Here is a 15,323-nt window from a genome sequence, read left to right as displayed (position 1 = left end):
GCCTGACGGAAGGGATCGTTTTTTTATAGAAAACAGGAAGCCGGCTTTCATTTCTTCAGACACTTTTCGATTTCGTTCAGCGTCTGGTCAAAATCCGCCGCCGTAACCAGCAGGGAAATGTCGACCTCGGAGGTGGTGATAATCCGTATGTCCGTTTCGCTCTTCGCCGCTGCTGCAAAAACCTTTGCCGCTACGCCGGGAGTGTCCTTCATTCCCTGATCATACACGGAAATTTTGCAGTTTCCGCTGCTGACAATGGTTTTGATATTGGAATTGTCATGAAGATCGGATGTAAAGGTCAGAATTTTATCCAGATCATTGTCGGAAATCGTAAAGGAAATGGAAGTGAAAGCGCCGTGCGCCGGCGCAAGCGAAATCATATCCACATTGACTCCGAACCCCGAAATTTTCTGAAAAACATCGGCGGTAAAGGTCAGTTCGGAGGGACAGTTCTGCAGCGTGATCAGGGTAATTTCATTTGAAGTGGTGATCATTGGTTCCGTACTCATCATGCTACCTCCTATTTTAATAAATCAGACATGTTATAAAGTCCTGCGGGCATCTTTGCCAAATAAACAGCCGCGTTGACCGCCCCGACGGCAAAAACCTCTTTTGACTGAGCGGAGTGAGCGAGCGTAATCACCTCATGATGTCCGGCAAAAATCACTTCATGTTCGCCGACAATGGTTCCTCCGCGAACGGAATGAATCCCTATTTCAGTAGCTTCGCGCTTTTTCCTCTGGGAATGCCGGTCGTAAATATAGTGCACATTTTCATTCATGACGGAGGAAATGCCGTCGGCCAGCATGAGGGCGGTGCCGCTCGGCGCATCGACCTTCTGATTGTGGTGTTTCTCTATAATTTCAACATCGAAGCCGCTTCCCAGCACTTTAGCCGCCTTTTTGGACAATTCGATCAGCAGGTTGATCCCCAGCGACATATTGCCCGAATAAAATACGGGGACAGATTCGGCAACACGGGTAAGCGCTTCCACCTGCGCTTTGTTATAACCGGTGGTGCACAGAACAAGCGGCGTTTTATGAATCTGCGCATACTGGAGCAGGGAAGCGAGAAGGGCGGGATTGGAAAAATCGACGATGACGTCGGCGTCGACATTGATATCCGCCGGTTTCGCAAAAACCGGATAATCCTCTTTCGCCTCCGTATTCATATCGATTCCGCCCACAACTTTGCAGTCTTCCCGCAGCGCCGCACAGGCCGAAACCTCACGGCCCATCTTGCCGTTGCATCCGCAGATAATCATCCTTGTCATTTTACATTCCCTCCGGAAAGGTCAATTTATTTTAACAGATTATATTTTTTAAGAATCATCGTAAGCTTTACTTCCGCTTCTTCGCTCATCGCCGTCAGCGGCAGGCGGCAGCCGCCGCTGTTGAATCCAAGCATTTTCATGGCTGCCTTCACCGGAATTGGGTTCACATCCATGAACAGTGCGTCCATCAGCTCAAGGTACTTCAAAAAGGCCGCACGGCTGGCAGCAAGGTTGCCGTCAAAGAAATCCGCGCAAATTTGGTGTATTTCCTTCGGCATGATGTTCGCGAATACGGAGATGATTCCTTTTCCGCCCAAAGAAAGAATGGGCAGCGTCTGATTGTCTTCACCGGAGTATATATTCAACTCGTCACCGCAAAGGGCAATGGTTCTCGCCAGAGCGGAAATATCCCCGTTTGCCTCTTTTGCAGCATTGATATTCGGGTGTTTGGAGAGCTCCAGATACGTTTCCGGTTTAATATTGCAACCCGTTCTGGACGGTACGTTGTAGACGATGATCGGAAGCTTCACACGGTCGGCCACATAGTGGTAATGCTTTACCAGACCTGCCTGAGAGGTTTTATTGTAATAGGGCGTAACCATTAAAAGAGCGTCCGCGCCAAGCTCCTGAGCGGTCAGGGACAGCTCTGCCGCGTAGCGGGTGTCGTTGCTGCCGGAGCCCGCGATGACCGGAATCCGTTTATTCGTCTTTTTAATGATGTATTCGATGACCTTGCAATGCTCTTCGTGGTCTAATGTAGCCGATTCCCCTGTTGTACCGCAGGCAATAATGGAATCCGTTCCGTTGGCGATATGAAATTCGATGAGATCGCCCAAAACGTCATAATTCACGGAACCGTCTTCGTTCATCGGCGTGATGATCGCGACGCCGGAACCGCTGAAAATAAGCTTTTTCATGACACTTTACCTCCAAATTCGCAAATTCTTCAATCGATATAACCTTTTGCGCAAAGAAGCTCCGCCATCAAAACAGCTCCGCCTGCGGCTCCGCGCAGAGTGTTGTGGGACAGACAGACAAATTTTACATCGTACTGCGTATCCGGGCGCAAACGTCCGATGGAAACGGCCATACCGTTCTCCAGATTACGGTCAAGCCTTGACTGCGGACGGTCGTCTTCGCGGAAATAATGCAAAAACTGCTTTGGTGCACTGGGAAGCTGAAGCTCCTGAGGGACTCCCTTAAAGTTTTCCCATCTTGCAATAATTTCTTCCAGCTCAACCTTTTTTTCATAGGAAAGAAAAACCGCGGCGGTATGCCCGTCGGAAACGGGAACACGGAGACACTGGGAGGTAATGGACGGGGAAGTGGCGTTGACGATTGCGCCGTTTTCGACATGCCCCCAGATTTTCAGCGGTTCATTTTCAGATTTTCCTTCTTCGCCGCCGATAAAGGGAATCACGTTATCGACGCTTTCCGGCCACGTCTGAAAGGTTTTTCCTGCGCCGGAAATGGCCTGATAGGTGCAGGCGAGGACTTTCGTTACGTTCAGATCCATCAGAGGGTGGATAGCCGGAACATAGCTCTGCAGAGAGCAGTTCGATTTCACGGCGATGAATCCGCGCTTTGTGCCAAGACGTTTGCGCTGAGCGTCAATGACCCCGGCATGGTCCGCGTTGATTTCCGGAATGATCATCGGTACGTCGGCCACCAGACGGTTTGCGCTGTTGTTGGACATCACCGGGCACTCCGCTTTGGCATAGGCTTCTTCCAGCGCTTTGATTTCCTCTTTTTTCATGTTGACTGCGCAGAACACGAAATCAACAAGGGAAGTAATTTTTTCAATATCCTGCTCCGCGTTGAAAACGACCATATTTTCCATTGATTTCGGCATCGGTGTTGTCATCAGCCAGTGGTCCCCGACAGCCTCTTTATATGTTTTTCCGGCGGAACGCGCGCTCGCAGCGAGCGCGGTAACCGTAAACCACGGGTGGTTCTCGATCAGCGTAGCAAATCTTTGACCAACCATGCCGGTTGCGCCGATAATTCCTACATGATACTTTTTCATTGGTAGCCCTCCTGTAATATATATGTTTAAAGAATGAGAAAATATATACATAAGAAAAAAACCGGTTGAAAACCGGTCATCAGGCAAATATAATAGATACTGTTCGACATTGATAGGGTCCGGCATCTGCCGAACCAAATGTTAGCCGATAGCGCTCCATCATATCAACATGATGACAGTTGTTCTGCTGTTCACAAAAACAACCAGGCGGTTTCCTGCCCCGAAACCCCCTTCGGCGAGTTTACCTTTCACGGACGATAAACGGCTTTGGCAGCCTGGAATCCGTTACTCTTTAAAATCGCGCCTCTATCTTTGAATTATAATAACATGGGTTGCTATTACTTGTCAATTTATTTATAATAAAGAATCGGTAGTATATTATGTGGGAGATATGAAAATGACATTGGATTTAAAAAATTTGCAGACAAAAGATTTTTTCTATGATTTACCGAAGGAACTGATTGCGCAGACCCCGCTTGAACCGCGCGATTCCTCCAGACTTTTGACACTGAACAAGGAAACCGGCGAGATTGCCCATAAACACTTTTTCAATATCATTGACTGCTTAAATCCCGGCGACTGTCTTGTCCTGAACGATTCACGCGTTCTGCCGGCCCGGCTTTACGGAATCAAGGAAGAGACGGGGGCCCGCGTGGAGTTTCTGCTTTTGAACCACCGGGAAGGGGACGTATGGGAAGTCCTCTGCGGTCCCGGCAAGCGCGCGAAGCCCGGTTCCCGTTTCGTTTTCGGCGACGGTCTTCTCAGGGCGGAAGTTCTGGAAATCATCGACGAAGGCAACCGCCTGGCGCGTTTTACCTATGAAGGTAATTTCTATGAAATCCTCGATCAGATCGGGGAAATGCCGCTGCCGCATTACATCACGGAGCATCTGAACGACAATGAGCGCTATCAGACCGTGTATTCCAAGGAAGTCGGTTCCGCGGCGGCGCCGACCGCAGGGCTGCATTTTACGCCGGAGCTTTTGGAAAAGGTAAAGGCCAAGGGTGTGAAAGTGGTATTTGTCACGCTGCACGTTGGGCTGGGCACGTTCCGCCCGGTCACGGCGGAAAAGGTACTGGATCATAAAATGCATTCGGAGCATTACTATCTCCCGAAGGAAACGGCGGATGCCATCAATGAAACAAAACGGAACGGCGGCCGTGTCATTGCGGTGGGGACGACTAGCTGCCGCACGCTGGAGTCCGTCGGGACCGCAGAGGGCTGTATCAAGGAAAGCGCCGGATGGACGGATATTTTTATTTATCCCGGCTATCGGTTCAAAGTGCTCGACGGCCTGATCACCAATTTTCACCTGCCGGAGAGCACGCTTATCATGCTGGTTTCCGCTCTTGCGGGCTACGAGCATATTATGAACGCGTACCGAGTAGCCGTTCAGGAAAAGTACCGCTTTTTCAGCTTCGGTGACGCGATGCTGATCATTTAACAGAATTGAAACAAGGCATATGCATCGCGACGCCGGGCTTGCCTGCCATGCATATGGCTGACGCGATGTTCATTTACTGATACGAAAGGATAAATAAGGATTATATGTATAAGCTAATCAGCAATACGGGAGCGGCAAGGCGCGGCGAATTCACTACGCCGCACGGGACGGTTCAAACTCCGGCTTTTATGAACGTGGCTACCTGCGGAGCGATTAAAGGCGGTGTTTCCGCGCTGGATCTGAAGGACCTGAAATGCCAGGTACAGCTCTGCAATACTTATCATCTTCATCTGAGGCCGGGCGACGAAAACGTGAAAAAGCTGGGCGGCCTGCACCGGTTTACCCGGTGGGACGGGCCGATTCTGACCGACAGCGGCGGATTTCAGGTATTCTCGCTGGCAAAGCTCAGAAATATTACTGAAGAGGGCGTGACCTTCGCTTCCCATATCGACGGCCATAAAATCTTTATGGGGCCGGAGGAAAGCATGAGGATTCAGTCCAACCTGGCCTCTACCATTGCAATGGCCTTTGACGAATGTGTGGAGAATCCTTCGGAATACGATTACGCGCGCAGCTCCTGTCAGCGCACGGTTCGCTGGCTGTATCGGTGCAAGGCGGAAATGGACAGGCTGAACACGCTGCCGGACACGATCAATCCCCGCCAGATGCTGTGGGGAATCAATCAGGGCAGCACCTACGAGGACCTGCGTATCGAAAACATGAAACAGATCCGCGAACTCGACCTCGACGGATACGCCATCGGCGGGCTGGCGGTGGGGGAGAGCGCGGAAGAAATGTACCGCATTCTTGAAGCGGTGGAGCCGGAAATGCCCAAGGACAAACCCCGTTATTTAATGGGGGTGGGCACCCCGGCCAATATTCTGGAGTCGGTCAGGCGCGGCGTGGATATTTTCGACTGCGTTATGCCGTCCAGAAACGCCCGCCACGGGCACGCCTTTACCTGGGACGGCTGCCGGAATATGATGAACGCGAAATACACGCTCGACGAGAAACCGCTAGACGAACACTGCGACTGTCCCGTTTGCCGCAATTTTACGCGCGCATATATTCACCATCTTTTTAAAAGCGGGGAGATGCTCGCGATGCGGCTTTGCGTCATGCACAACATCTATTTTTACAATTCCCTTCTGGAACGAATCCGCTTTTCTCTTGATGAGGGTCGTTTTGAGGAATTCTATAGCAATAATATCTCGAAATTGAGCGCAAGGATATAAGAAATCCTTGCAAGACGACGAAGAAATTGCTATAATCATTATATTAAATTGGAGGTGCAGTTCTATAATGAATTTCAACACTTTAAGTGGATCTCTTGTGGACGGAGGAGGAACATGGACCATCGTTCTCCTTTACGCGGCTATTATCGGCGCTTTTTATTTTTTTGGAATCCGTCCCCAGTCCAAGAAAAAGAAAAATGAAGAAAAAATGCGCAATAATATCCAAATCGGCGATGATATCACCACAATCGGCGGAATTGTCGGACGAGTAGTCGGCATTAAAGACGATTCCGACACCATTGTTATCGAAACCGGTACGGACCGCGTCAAAATTCGCATTAAGCGCTGGGCGATCGGAAGCATCGATACCGTTCACGCGGACGCCGAATAAGACGAAAAAGCGGAATAATTAGTATATCTTCGGCGCCTTCTGAATATCTATTGTATTAGATATTTGAGGGGGCGCTGGTAATGAAAAGCAAGAAGCATTTAAAGCATTTAAATGAAAATCCGATGTTGGGAGCGCTGCGCTCCATTATCCTCGGGGCTGTCGTCGGGGCTGTACTTTGTGCTGCCCTGTTGGGTGCTTTTGCCTTGGCCTTTGTGTCGGCGGGACATATTCCGCAGAATTTGATTTCTCCTATGATGCTCGGATTGTCCGTGCTCGCGTCCTTTGTGGCGGGGTTTGTCACAGCGAAGATTTCCCGTAAACGCGGTTTGGCCTACGGCGCTTTGTCCGGTTTGCTGCTGTTTGTATTGTTTCTTGTTTCCGGTATGATTGCGTCCCATGAACCTGTTTCCCTCACGGCCGGAATCAGGATGCTGGTGATGGTGCTTTCCGGCGCGATCGGCGGGCTGCTTGCGGTCAGTAAGAAGTCAAAAGTAAAATAATACTTTTATTCTTTCCGTCAGTGTGATATAATCATGAAGCGAAAATGATCAGTAATATTGAAATGGAGGTTTCAAAAAAATGAAACAAATTAAGACTTTGAATAAAGCCAATTTAAAAGAGAGTGCAGTCAAAGGCGGATGCGGCGAGTGCCAGGCGTCCTGTCAGTCGGCCTGCAAAACTTCCTGCACTGTCGCAAACCAGAAGTGCGAAAACGCAGGCAGATAAATCAATTGATTTGAATTTCATTCAAACCTTAAGGGACAGTAATGTCCCTTAAATTTTGTATAAACGGAGAAAATACATGATTCACAAGTATTCTTTAAATGGTTTTCATATCGTACTGGATACCAACAGCGGGGCCGTCCATCTTTTTGACGACGCGCCGTTTGATATGTTGGACTATTTAAATGACAGCGTGCCGGAGAATCCTCCCCAGGAAATGCTGAACGGCCTGAGCGGTAAATATGACGGCGAAACCGTTCGTGAAGCCTATGAGGAGCTGAAAGAGCTGTACCGGATCGGTCAGCTTTTTTCAGCGGACGAATATGGAAAGTTCGCTGAAATGATGAAGGACGCCCCGGTAAAATCCATGTGCCTGAATATTGCCCACGACTGCAATTTAAGGTGCGAATACTGCTTTGCCGCCAAGGGGGACTTTGGCCGCGGCAGAATGCTGATGCCCTTTGCGGTAGGGAAGAAAGCGATCGATTTCCTGATTGAGAAATCAGAGGGAAGGCATAACCTTGAAGTCGATTTCTTCGGCGGCGAACCGCTGATGAATTTTGAGGTTGTCAAGCAAATCGTCAATTATGCCCGCAGTATCGAAAAAGAACACAATAAAAACTTTCGCTTTACCATTACGACAAACGGCATCTTGCTGACGGACGATAAGATCGATTTTATCAATCGGGAAATGTCCAACTGCGTGCTGTCCCTTGACGGAAGAAAAAGCGTCAACGATCTTTTGCGGGTCAGGACCGACGGTACAGGCAGCTATGATTCGATTGTTCCGAAGTTCCAAAAGCTGGTCGCGTCACGCGGCGATAAAGACTATTACGCCAGAGGAACCTTTACCAAACACAATCTTGATTTCACCAACGATGTGTTACATATGGCCGAGCTTGGTTTTGAGCAGGTTTCCGTTGAGCCGGTGGTCTCGGACGTGAAGCTGGATTATTCAATCAAGGAAGAGGACTTGCCCCGCGTATTTGAAGAGTATGAGCGTCTGGCAAATACGATCATTGACCGCAAAAAAGCGGGGAAAGGCTTCAATTTCTTTCATTTTATGCTGGACCTCGATCAGGGCCCATGCGCCATCAAGCGCCTTCGCGGCTGCGGCTGCGGCAACGAATATATCGCCGTAACGCCGGAGGGAGATATTTTCCCCTGCCATCAGTTCGTAGGGGACGAGAGCTTTAAAATGGGGAATGTCATGGACGGAACCTTGAATACCGATATGAAGCATTCCTTCGCGCTGGCAAACGTCTATTCAAAACCGGAATGCAGAAACTGCTGGGCTAAATTTTACTGCAGCGGCGGCTGCAACGCGAACAGCCAACAGTATGAAGGGGATATCCATAAGGCCCATAAAATCTCTTGTGATCTTGAAAAAAAGCGCCTGGAATGCGCCATTATGATCAAAGCGGCGATGGCCGAATAACAACAGAAAACTGATAAGCGGCGCACGCTTGCCTGAAAAATGTAAGCGTGCGTATTTTTATTCATAAGGTTTACATAACGCTTATTACATAATTTTTATTAGTTTACATAATCAAGTTTACATAAATTATTTGGAAATGCATAAAAATAGTTTTTCTGTATATTTTTGTATTGCTAACTGGTAAAAAATGTATTATAGTATATAGTTACAAGGCAGGTGTTTTTTTTGAAGGATAAAATACTGGGGTTTATCGGCGCCGGCAATATGGCAGGCGCTATTATTAATGGGATTGTCGGAACAAAAACCTTTCCGGCACAGCAGGTTTTTGTTTATGATATCAACCGGGAGAAGCGGGAAGCGCTGCGGCAAAAGGCGGGAATCCGGACCGTTGACTCGATTGAACAGCTAATCGAAAAATGCGATATTGTTTTTCTGGCAGTCAAACCGCAGAATTTTGCTGAAGTATTGGCTTCGGTAAAACCTGTTGTAAATCAAAAAATTCTGTTTGTTTCTATTGCGGCGGGCATTTCAACGCACTATATCAACAGTGCTCTCGGCTGCCGGTGTCCGGTTATCAGGACCATGCCCAACACGCCCCTTCTCATCGGCAAGGGCGCAACCGCGTTAAGCAGGACGGAAAATGTAACGGACGAAGATTTTCAGCTGGTTCTGTCATTATTCGCCGCCTGCGGCACGGTGACGGTTTTGGACGAAAGCCAGATGAACGCCGTCATTTCCGTAAACAGCAGCAGCCCGGCGTATATTTATCTGTTCGCCAAAGCGATGCTGGACAGCGCCGTCAAACAGGGGATCGCCGCCGACACGGCTTTGCAGCTGATCTGCCAGACGCTGGAGGGCAGCGCGGGGATGCTGCGCCAGCCGGAGCTGACCCCGGAAGCACTGATTAAAATGGTCTCTTCACCCGGCGGAACCACCTTAAAAGCATTGGACGTTTTTTATGAGCATCATTTTGAGCAAATCGTGGACGAGGCGATGAGGGCCTGTACAAAAAGAGCGGAAGAGCTGGGCAAGTAATCATATAACACAGATCATTCTCATACATTTATGAATGTATCCTTATATATATTAAGGGGATGTTTGAGTATGATTGTTGTAAAACACAGCTTTCGGCACAGGCCTGTTATCAACAGCAGGATTCTTTTAAAAGCACTGCGTGAAAATTATGTTCTGGTGCTGTTCTCGCTTTCTTTGATCATCGGCATGATTTTTGGAGCGGTTTTCGCCAGAAATGCGGATTTCACTGCGTTAAATAAACTGGATTTTCTATTTTACAGCAATTATAAAGCCAGGGCTGTACAGCCGATTATCTCCATTTTCTCCGCTTCCTTTGCTTCGTCCTTTATTTTTATACTGGCCTGCTTTCTTTGCGGGCTTTCCGTGTGGGGGATGTTCATCATCCCTGCGGTTCTGTTTTTCCGGGGGTTCGGGCTGGGGCTGACATCCGGATATCTGTATGCGGCGTATGGCTTTATGGGCGTATTGTTTAATCTGGTGGTTATTTTGCCCGGGGCATTTGTGTGCTGCCTTGCAATTCTGCTTGCGGCAAGGGAGGGGACACGATTTTCCCGAATGATTGCGTCTTGCAGTGTTGTATCTCAAAGAGGGACAATCAGCCCGCCGAAAATGAAACCGTATTTACTGAACTTCGGCGTGATTCTGATGGTTGCTTTTCTGGCGGCGGTGATTGACGTTATATTTTCAGGATGTTTTGCGGGTATGTTTTCTTTTTAAAAATAGAGGGGATAGGACAAAATGAAGGACTACTGTTCGGATTTCAGCAATTATCTGGTCAATAAAAAGGCTGTGTCTGCAAACACACTGGATTCGTACATTCGCGACGTCGGGCATTTCTTATCATTTCTGGATGAGAGCGGGCTGGGCGATCCGGCTCAGGCGGATTCCGACTTTATCAATACGTATGTTGCAAATCTGACAGAATTAAAAAAGTCAAACGCTACGATTACGAGAAATGTCGCTTCCATCCGGTGCTTTTATCAGTATCTGATTATTACCGGCCAGACGGACAGCAATCCCGCAAAGGCCGTTAAACTGGAAAAGACGGTAAAAAAGCTCCCTCAGATCCTGACCGGCAAGGAAATCGAGCTTTTGCTGTCCCAGCCGGATACTCAGGAATCAAAGGGCTGCCGCGACAAAGCAATGCTGGAGCTTCTGTACGCAACCGGAATCAGGGCTTCGGAGCTGGTTGATTTAAATATTCAGGATATCAATATCCACACGGGAATGCTGAGCTGCAAAAATGACAAAAGCGAGCGGCTGATTCCGGTTTATCCCACGGCGGTAAATGCCATATCGGAATATATTATCAGAGTCAGGAGCCTGATTATCACGCCGGATGGGGGACAGGCACTCTTTACGAATCTGAACGGCCGCAGGCTTACCCGTCAGGGCTTCTGGAAAATCGTAAAAGGATACGCTGAAAAGGCGGGAATCGTCAAGGAAATTACTCCTCATACGCTCCGCCATTCCTTTGCTTTGCATCTGCTGGAAAACGGCGCGGAGCTGAAGGACATACAGATGATGCTTGGCCACGCGGATATTTCCTCCACACAGGTTTACGTACACTTATTGAACGATCATTTTAAAAAAGTGTATAACAACTGCCATCCGCGTGCAAAACTGGGTTAAATACAAAAGAACCGGTCATTCCGGTTCTTTTTTTATCGCCTTCTTGAAATCAACGGTACTGCGCTGCTTTACCTTTGACAGTGGATTTGCTTTTGCGGCATTGGCCATCTGTTCGTCTGACAAATGGGTGTAAATTTCAGTGGTACCCAAATTTTCATGGCCTAAAATATCTTTTAAGACCCGGATATCGACATGTCCGTGCTGATACATCAGGGTCGCTGCCGTGTGGCGGAGCTTATGTACGGAAAGGTTGCCGAGTTCAATTTCCGAAAGGTACTTTTTAACGAGATACTGTACGGTTTTCGGACTGATGCGCTTCTTCTGCTTACTGATGAACAGCGCGTTTTTGTCGATCAGAGCATCGTTGGGCCGCACCGCGACATAGCGGTCGATCGCGTCAAGACAGGCGTCGTTCAGATAAACGATCCGTTCCTTATTGCCCTTGCCGACGATCCTGACCGTCGACGTGCCGTGGCGGACATCGCTCAGATTCAGGCCGACCAGCTCGGACAACCGCATGCCACAGTTTAAAAACAATGTCAGGATACAGTAGTCCCGTTCTTTGGTAGGGCCGTCCACTTTGGACAAAAGCTCCAGACTTTGCTCCAAAGTCAGATATTTCGGCAAAGCTTTCCTTTGCTTGGGAGTTTCCAGCTCCTGAACCGGGTTTACAGCCAGTTTTCCGGTCTTATTCGTCAGATATTTAAAAAAAGTCCGTAAACTGGAAACCTTTCTGGACCGGGTCGAAGCTTTGTTCTGGCGCTCTGTGGACAAATAATTCATGTACTCAAAAACATGTGTCAGAGTAATGGTTTTAATGAGATCAAGATCAATGTCGGAAATACTGATTTCCTCGAAATCGGTTTCCGGCGGTACAAGGTTCCGGGATTTTTTAATATACCTGAAAAACGTACGTAAGTCAAGATAGTATTCATCAACGGTTTTTGGAGATTTTCCTTTAATTGTTCCGACGTATCCCAGAAATTCTTTGATGACCGGCGGCGCTTCAGCCATCCATTCAGATTTTATTTCTGATTTCATGAGCCAATTCAAATCCTTTCTTCGGCTTTTTCAGTCCCCTAAATTATACAAAATATTCATTTTGTATAATTATATCGTTTTTTTATGGGGCAGTCAAGGATTTTCTATTTCTTTCCGAGGTTTCTTTTCCGATACGGTTTTTAACGGAAGGATTCCTCCAATGTCCAACAGCGGACCATTCGTCAGAGAAATCAATTCCACCTTTTTCTGATCGCAGAAGCTTTTCATACCAGAATAATCAGGATGATTTTGGATGCTGCCTGTAAAAGCCAGTTTTCCTTTCCCAATCATTCCGCAGGCGCCTCCAAGAAACCCATATTCGTATCCCTCTAAATTTACATATCCCGGCGTAATTTTCAGAACATCCATCCTCATTCTTTCCGCCGCTTCCGCTATGGACGGGTCCGCCGTGATCACGGACCGGCTATCGACGATCACCGTGGAGCATTTCGCGTATCCTTGCCTTACGTCCGTTATTTCTATCCGGTTCGCTCTGCAGTAATCATAAATCGTGCCGTCCATGGCCTTCCAGTTGGCCAATAACCGATTTCCGACACGAGCGCAATTTAAAATAACATCCTGCGGATAAGAATTGGAAATACATTTGTTCGAACAGGATACCTCGAACCCCAATTGTTCCAGTCTTATTTTTAAGTCCTCTTCCCCATTTGCCGCAACGATTCGATTGCCGCCCAGGTGGTGCAGCAGCATATCGGCGTGGCAGCATACCGGCCTGCTCAAAGCCTTACACGGTTTTACCGGAAGAACCTCTATATTCCGCGCTCTGAGCGCGTCCGTAACTGCTTGATATGTACCGGACACGGCCGCTGCGGCCACGGCCGACTCCGGAAGGTTCGGAGTTTGGATAAAACCCATATTTTTACTCCTGTCTGAGCGCGTCGACGGGCTTCAGCCTTGACGCTTTATATGCCGGATAAACCCCGAAAACAGTGCCGGATGCAAGGGAGAATTCTACCGCGATCATCATGATATCCGCTCTTGTACTCAGCTCTACGCCAAAATATTCGGCGCCGGCGAAGGAAATAACATATCCGGCCGCGATACCGCAGACACAGCCGATCAGGGATATCAGAACGGCCTCGAACATAAATTCCAGCATGATGGAGCTTTGCTTTGCCCCAATCGCTTTCTTGATTCCGATTTCCCGCGTCCGTTCGTTGACCGAAACCAGCATGACGGTCATGATGCTCAGGCTTGCCACCAATAAAGAAACGGAGCCTACCGCGGAAAGAATCAGAGTAATAATTCCCAGCATATTGGTAAGGCTGTCCTTCTGCTTGGCAAGATTATTGGATACAAACGCGTCCGCCGTTCCGTTATCGCGGTTGAGCGTGTCTACGATTGTTTTTCCGATGCTCTCTACATTGCCGCCGGATTTCACTTTGACCACAATCTGGTCGAAATCGTTTCTTCCGGATGTGGCCTGAATCGTGGTATAAGGAACATAGACGAATGTGGGGATATAGTTTCCAATAATGTTCTGCAAAAGGCCGCTGCCGGTTTTAATAATCCCGATCACCTTATAATTTTCTTCGACTCCGCCGCTCATAATGGACACTGTTTTCCCGATGATATTGCTTCTCATATAAGTGCTTTTTGAAAAAGCTTCATCTACCAAACATACGTTTGACCCCGTGCTGATATCTTCGGAATTGAACAGCCGGCCGTACAGCAGATTAATGGAAATAATCTGGCTCGCATTGGTGTCTATCCCCCACACCAGAGCTTTGGAACTCAATTTTCTGGCCGAGATATCCGTGCTTTCCACCATCACGGGGGCTGCCTGTTCCACCTCTTCACACCGCTTGATGATACTCAGGTCATCTTCATTGAGAGAAACCGGGGCGGCGGTATCCGACGAAGAGGAAATGGTAAGGCCGCTCAGGCCGAGGCTTTCCAGCTCGTTGCTGAGCGCGTTGGTTCCGCACTGGCTGATATTGCCGATGATCACGACAGAGGCCACACCGATCGCGATTCCCAGTATGGTAAGCACTGTCCTGACCCGTTTTCTGCCCAAATTCTGAAACGCAGATTTCACATAGTCAATCATCGGAGCTCACCGAACTTTCTTTGGGAATGACGTGAGCCCCGTTTGACACGGAATCCGGATTGGCGATGACTTCATCGTTTTCGGATAGGCCGCTGGTTATTTCAAAACCGTCGTCAAATTCCCTGTTGGTCACCACAGGGGTTTTGACGGCTTTCTTTTCTTTTAACTTGAACACATACTCATTTCCGTTTTTATCGGCTCTGACGGCGTTGTAGGGCGCAATAAGCACATCGGGGTTTTCAGATGTAATAATTTTTGCCTTCGCGGTATAACCGGGCTTGATATCGCTCCCCGGTTTTTCGACGCTGACGATTACCTCTACCACCGTTTCCTGCCCGGTTGTGGAAACCATCTGTTTGGCTTCGGCGGAAATGCTTTTGACAGTGCCGGTATATGCCGTGTTTTTAAATCCTACGCCGGTAATAATCGCCTTTTGCCCCTTCTTTATGTCGGAAATCTGCGATTCATTGACCGAAAGCCTTACCTGAAGCATATCGGAGCTGTCCGATATGACCGCGACCGGGGTACCGGCCTGAACATAGCCTTGATTGGCAACCGATAGCGACGTGATTTTTCCCTCGTACGGAGAAGTAATCGTCCTGGTCGTAATCTGGCTTTGTCCGCTGTATTGATTGAGAAGGCTTTCGTACGTTCCGCCCAATTCGGAATCGGAAGAACTGGAAGAATCGGAAGCGGAGGAAGGTACCTGAATGTCCATTAAGCGCTGTCCCTGAGTGACCTTGTCCCCCAGCTGGACATAAACCTGGCTGACAAAAGCCGCGGACGGCGAGTAGACGTTGTGCATCGAAACCCGCTCTACCCTGCCGCTGCACGTCACAGAATTTTCGACTGTAACCGGGTTTACCTTTACAATACTGACAGGAACAACGGAATTTCGCGAAAAAACGCCCCATGTGAAAACTCCCACGACCATCATAACTGTAAAGGATAATAGCATTACATACTTCTTCATTCTCATTCCCCCATTCCTGTTTATTCTGTGATGGAAGAGGG

Annotated in this window: 17 protein-coding genes and 1 riboswitch; of the genes, 9 read left to right on the top strand and 8 right to left on the bottom strand. The window is 48.4% G+C overall.

What is annotated here, in order from left to right; all coding sequences use genetic code 11:
* Window positions 1–47: 47 nt before the first annotated feature.
* The 4 genes from LY85_RS01890 to asd are packed head-to-tail and all read right to left on the bottom strand — an operon-like array spanning window position 48 to window position 3,299.
* Window positions 48–509, bottom strand: coding sequence for a hypothetical protein (locus LY85_RS01890; RefSeq protein WP_038324198.1), 462 nt, complete (start codon window positions 507–509; stop codon window positions 48–50).
* An 11-nt stretch (window positions 510–520) separates the two neighbouring features.
* On the bottom strand, window positions 521–1,273 hold the full coding sequence (gene dapB / locus LY85_RS01885) for a 4-hydroxy-tetrahydrodipicolinate reductase (protein WP_141825241.1): 753 nt from the start codon (window positions 1,271–1,273) through the stop codon (window positions 521–523).
* Between the two features lie 26 nt (window positions 1,274–1,299).
* Window positions 1,300–2,190, bottom strand: coding sequence for a 4-hydroxy-tetrahydrodipicolinate synthase (dapA, locus tag LY85_RS01880; protein ID WP_141825240.1), 891 nt, complete (start codon window positions 2,188–2,190; stop codon window positions 1,300–1,302).
* Between the two features lie 29 nt (window positions 2,191–2,219).
* The gene (gene asd / locus LY85_RS01875) at window positions 2,220–3,299 is read right to left on the bottom strand and encodes an aspartate-semialdehyde dehydrogenase (RefSeq protein WP_141825239.1); all 1,080 of its coding nucleotides are present in this window, start codon (window positions 3,297–3,299) and stop codon (window positions 2,220–2,222) included.
* Window positions 3,300–3,440: 141 nt separating this feature from the next.
* Window positions 3,441–3,616, bottom strand: a riboswitch (Lysine riboswitch).
* A 101-nt stretch (window positions 3,617–3,717) separates the two neighbouring features.
* Here asd and queA point away from each other — a divergent pair.
* From queA to LY85_RS01830, 9 genes are all read left to right on the top strand, one after another.
* On the top strand, window positions 3,718–4,743 hold the full coding sequence (gene queA, locus LY85_RS01870; RefSeq protein ID WP_141827928.1) for a tRNA preQ1(34) S-adenosylmethionine ribosyltransferase-isomerase QueA: 1,026 nt from the start codon (window positions 3,718–3,720) through the stop codon (window positions 4,741–4,743).
* 104 nt (window positions 4,744–4,847) lie between these two features.
* A complete protein-coding gene (gene tgt / locus LY85_RS01865) occupies window positions 4,848–5,978 on the top strand; it encodes a tRNA guanosine(34) transglycosylase Tgt (RefSeq protein WP_141825238.1) in 1,131 nt (376 codons plus the stop codon).
* Window positions 5,979–6,045: 67 nt separating this feature from the next.
* Complete coding sequence (yajC, locus tag LY85_RS01860) at window positions 6,046–6,369, top strand: preprotein translocase subunit YajC (protein ID WP_141825237.1); 324 nt, start codon at window positions 6,046–6,048, stop codon at window positions 6,367–6,369.
* An 80-nt stretch (window positions 6,370–6,449) separates the two neighbouring features.
* The gene (locus LY85_RS01855; RefSeq protein WP_038324190.1) at window positions 6,450–6,869 is read left to right on the top strand and encodes a TIGR04086 family membrane protein; all 420 of its coding nucleotides are present in this window, start codon (window positions 6,450–6,452) and stop codon (window positions 6,867–6,869) included.
* Between the two features lie 79 nt (window positions 6,870–6,948).
* Window positions 6,949–7,095, top strand: coding sequence for a six-cysteine ranthipeptide SCIFF (gene scfA, locus LY85_RS01850; protein WP_081928276.1), 147 nt, complete (start codon window positions 6,949–6,951; stop codon window positions 7,093–7,095).
* 76 nt (window positions 7,096–7,171) lie between these two features.
* Window positions 7,172–8,530, top strand: coding sequence for a thioether cross-link-forming SCIFF peptide maturase (gene scfB / locus LY85_RS01845; protein WP_141825236.1), 1,359 nt, complete (start codon window positions 7,172–7,174; stop codon window positions 8,528–8,530).
* A 225-nt stretch (window positions 8,531–8,755) separates the two neighbouring features.
* Window positions 8,756–9,565, top strand: coding sequence for a pyrroline-5-carboxylate reductase (proC, locus tag LY85_RS01840; RefSeq protein WP_243122454.1), 810 nt, complete (start codon window positions 8,756–8,758; stop codon window positions 9,563–9,565).
* Window positions 9,566–9,634: 69 nt separating this feature from the next.
* Window positions 9,635–10,282, top strand: a complete 648-nt coding sequence (locus LY85_RS01835) for a stage II sporulation protein M (protein ID WP_141825235.1) — start codon at window positions 9,635–9,637, stop codon at window positions 10,280–10,282.
* A 21-nt stretch (window positions 10,283–10,303) separates the two neighbouring features.
* Window positions 10,304–11,197, top strand: a complete 894-nt coding sequence (locus LY85_RS01830; protein WP_141825234.1) for a tyrosine recombinase — start codon at window positions 10,304–10,306, stop codon at window positions 11,195–11,197.
* Window positions 11,198–11,212: 15 nt separating this feature from the next.
* Here LY85_RS01830 and LY85_RS01825 read toward each other — a convergent pair whose 3' ends face one another.
* The 4 genes from LY85_RS01825 to LY85_RS01810 form a co-directional block, all read right to left on the bottom strand.
* Window positions 11,213–12,238, bottom strand: a complete 1,026-nt coding sequence (locus LY85_RS01825; RefSeq protein WP_081928275.1) for a tyrosine recombinase XerC — start codon at window positions 12,236–12,238, stop codon at window positions 11,213–11,215.
* A 93-nt stretch (window positions 12,239–12,331) separates the two neighbouring features.
* The gene (locus tag LY85_RS01820) at window positions 12,332–13,114 is read right to left on the bottom strand and encodes a DUF6873 family GME fold protein (RefSeq protein WP_141825233.1); all 783 of its coding nucleotides are present in this window, start codon (window positions 13,112–13,114) and stop codon (window positions 12,332–12,334) included.
* Between the two features lie 4 nt (window positions 13,115–13,118).
* The gene (locus tag LY85_RS01815) at window positions 13,119–14,309 is read right to left on the bottom strand and encodes an ABC transporter permease (RefSeq protein ID WP_141825232.1); all 1,191 of its coding nucleotides are present in this window, start codon (window positions 14,307–14,309) and stop codon (window positions 13,119–13,121) included.
* Window positions 14,302–15,282, bottom strand: coding sequence for an efflux RND transporter periplasmic adaptor subunit (locus tag LY85_RS01810; RefSeq protein ID WP_141825231.1), 981 nt, complete (start codon window positions 15,280–15,282; stop codon window positions 14,302–14,304). The genes LY85_RS01815 and LY85_RS01810 overlap by 8 nt, the downstream gene beginning before the upstream one ends.
* Between the last annotated feature and the right edge of the window lie 41 nt (window positions 15,283–15,323).

This window comes from Clostridium sp. KNHs216 (assembly GCF_006714885.1).
Lineage (GTDB): Bacteria > Bacillota > Clostridia > Oscillospirales > Acutalibacteraceae > Caproiciproducens.
This window is presented reverse-complemented; position numbering and strand designations above follow the sequence as displayed.

Excerpts from the sequence above, each read along its gene's own strand:
- LY85_RS01890 (WP_038324198.1), bottom strand. The coding sequence starts at position 509 with ATGAGTACGGAACCAATGATCACCACTTCAAATGAAATTACCCTGATC.
- dapB (WP_141825241.1), bottom strand. The coding sequence starts at position 1,273 with ATGACAAGGATGATTATCTGCGGATGCAACGGCAAGATGGGCCGTGAG.
- dapA (WP_141825240.1), bottom strand. The coding sequence starts at position 2,190 with ATGAAAAAGCTTATTTTCAGCGGTTCCGGCGTCGCGATCATCACGCCG.
- asd (WP_141825239.1), bottom strand. The coding sequence starts at position 3,299 with ATGAAAAAGTATCATGTAGGAATTATCGGCGCAACCGGCATGGTTGGT.
- tgt (WP_141825238.1), top strand. The coding sequence starts at position 4,848 with ATGTATAAGCTAATCAGCAATACGGGAGCGGCAAGGCGCGGCGAATTC.
- yajC (WP_141825237.1), top strand. The coding sequence starts at position 6,046 with ATGAATTTCAACACTTTAAGTGGATCTCTTGTGGACGGAGGAGGAACA.
- LY85_RS01855 (WP_038324190.1), top strand. The coding sequence starts at position 6,450 with ATGAAAAGCAAGAAGCATTTAAAGCATTTAAATGAAAATCCGATGTTG.
- scfA (WP_081928276.1), top strand. The coding sequence starts at position 6,949 with ATGAAACAAATTAAGACTTTGAATAAAGCCAATTTAAAAGAGAGTGCA.
- scfB (WP_141825236.1), top strand. The coding sequence starts at position 7,172 with ATGATTCACAAGTATTCTTTAAATGGTTTTCATATCGTACTGGATACC.
- LY85_RS01835 (WP_141825235.1), top strand. The coding sequence starts at position 9,635 with ATGATTGTTGTAAAACACAGCTTTCGGCACAGGCCTGTTATCAACAGC.
- LY85_RS01830 (WP_141825234.1), top strand. The coding sequence starts at position 10,304 with ATGAAGGACTACTGTTCGGATTTCAGCAATTATCTGGTCAATAAAAAG.
- LY85_RS01825 (WP_081928275.1), bottom strand. The coding sequence starts at position 12,238 with ATGAAATCAGAAATAAAATCTGAATGGATGGCTGAAGCGCCGCCGGTC.
- LY85_RS01820 (WP_141825233.1), bottom strand. The coding sequence starts at position 13,114 with ATGGGTTTTATCCAAACTCCGAACCTTCCGGAGTCGGCCGTGGCCGCA.
- LY85_RS01815 (WP_141825232.1), bottom strand. The coding sequence starts at position 14,309 with ATGATTGACTATGTGAAATCTGCGTTTCAGAATTTGGGCAGAAAACGG.
- LY85_RS01810 (WP_141825231.1), bottom strand. The coding sequence starts at position 15,282 with ATGAAGAAGTATGTAATGCTATTATCCTTTACAGTTATGATGGTCGTG.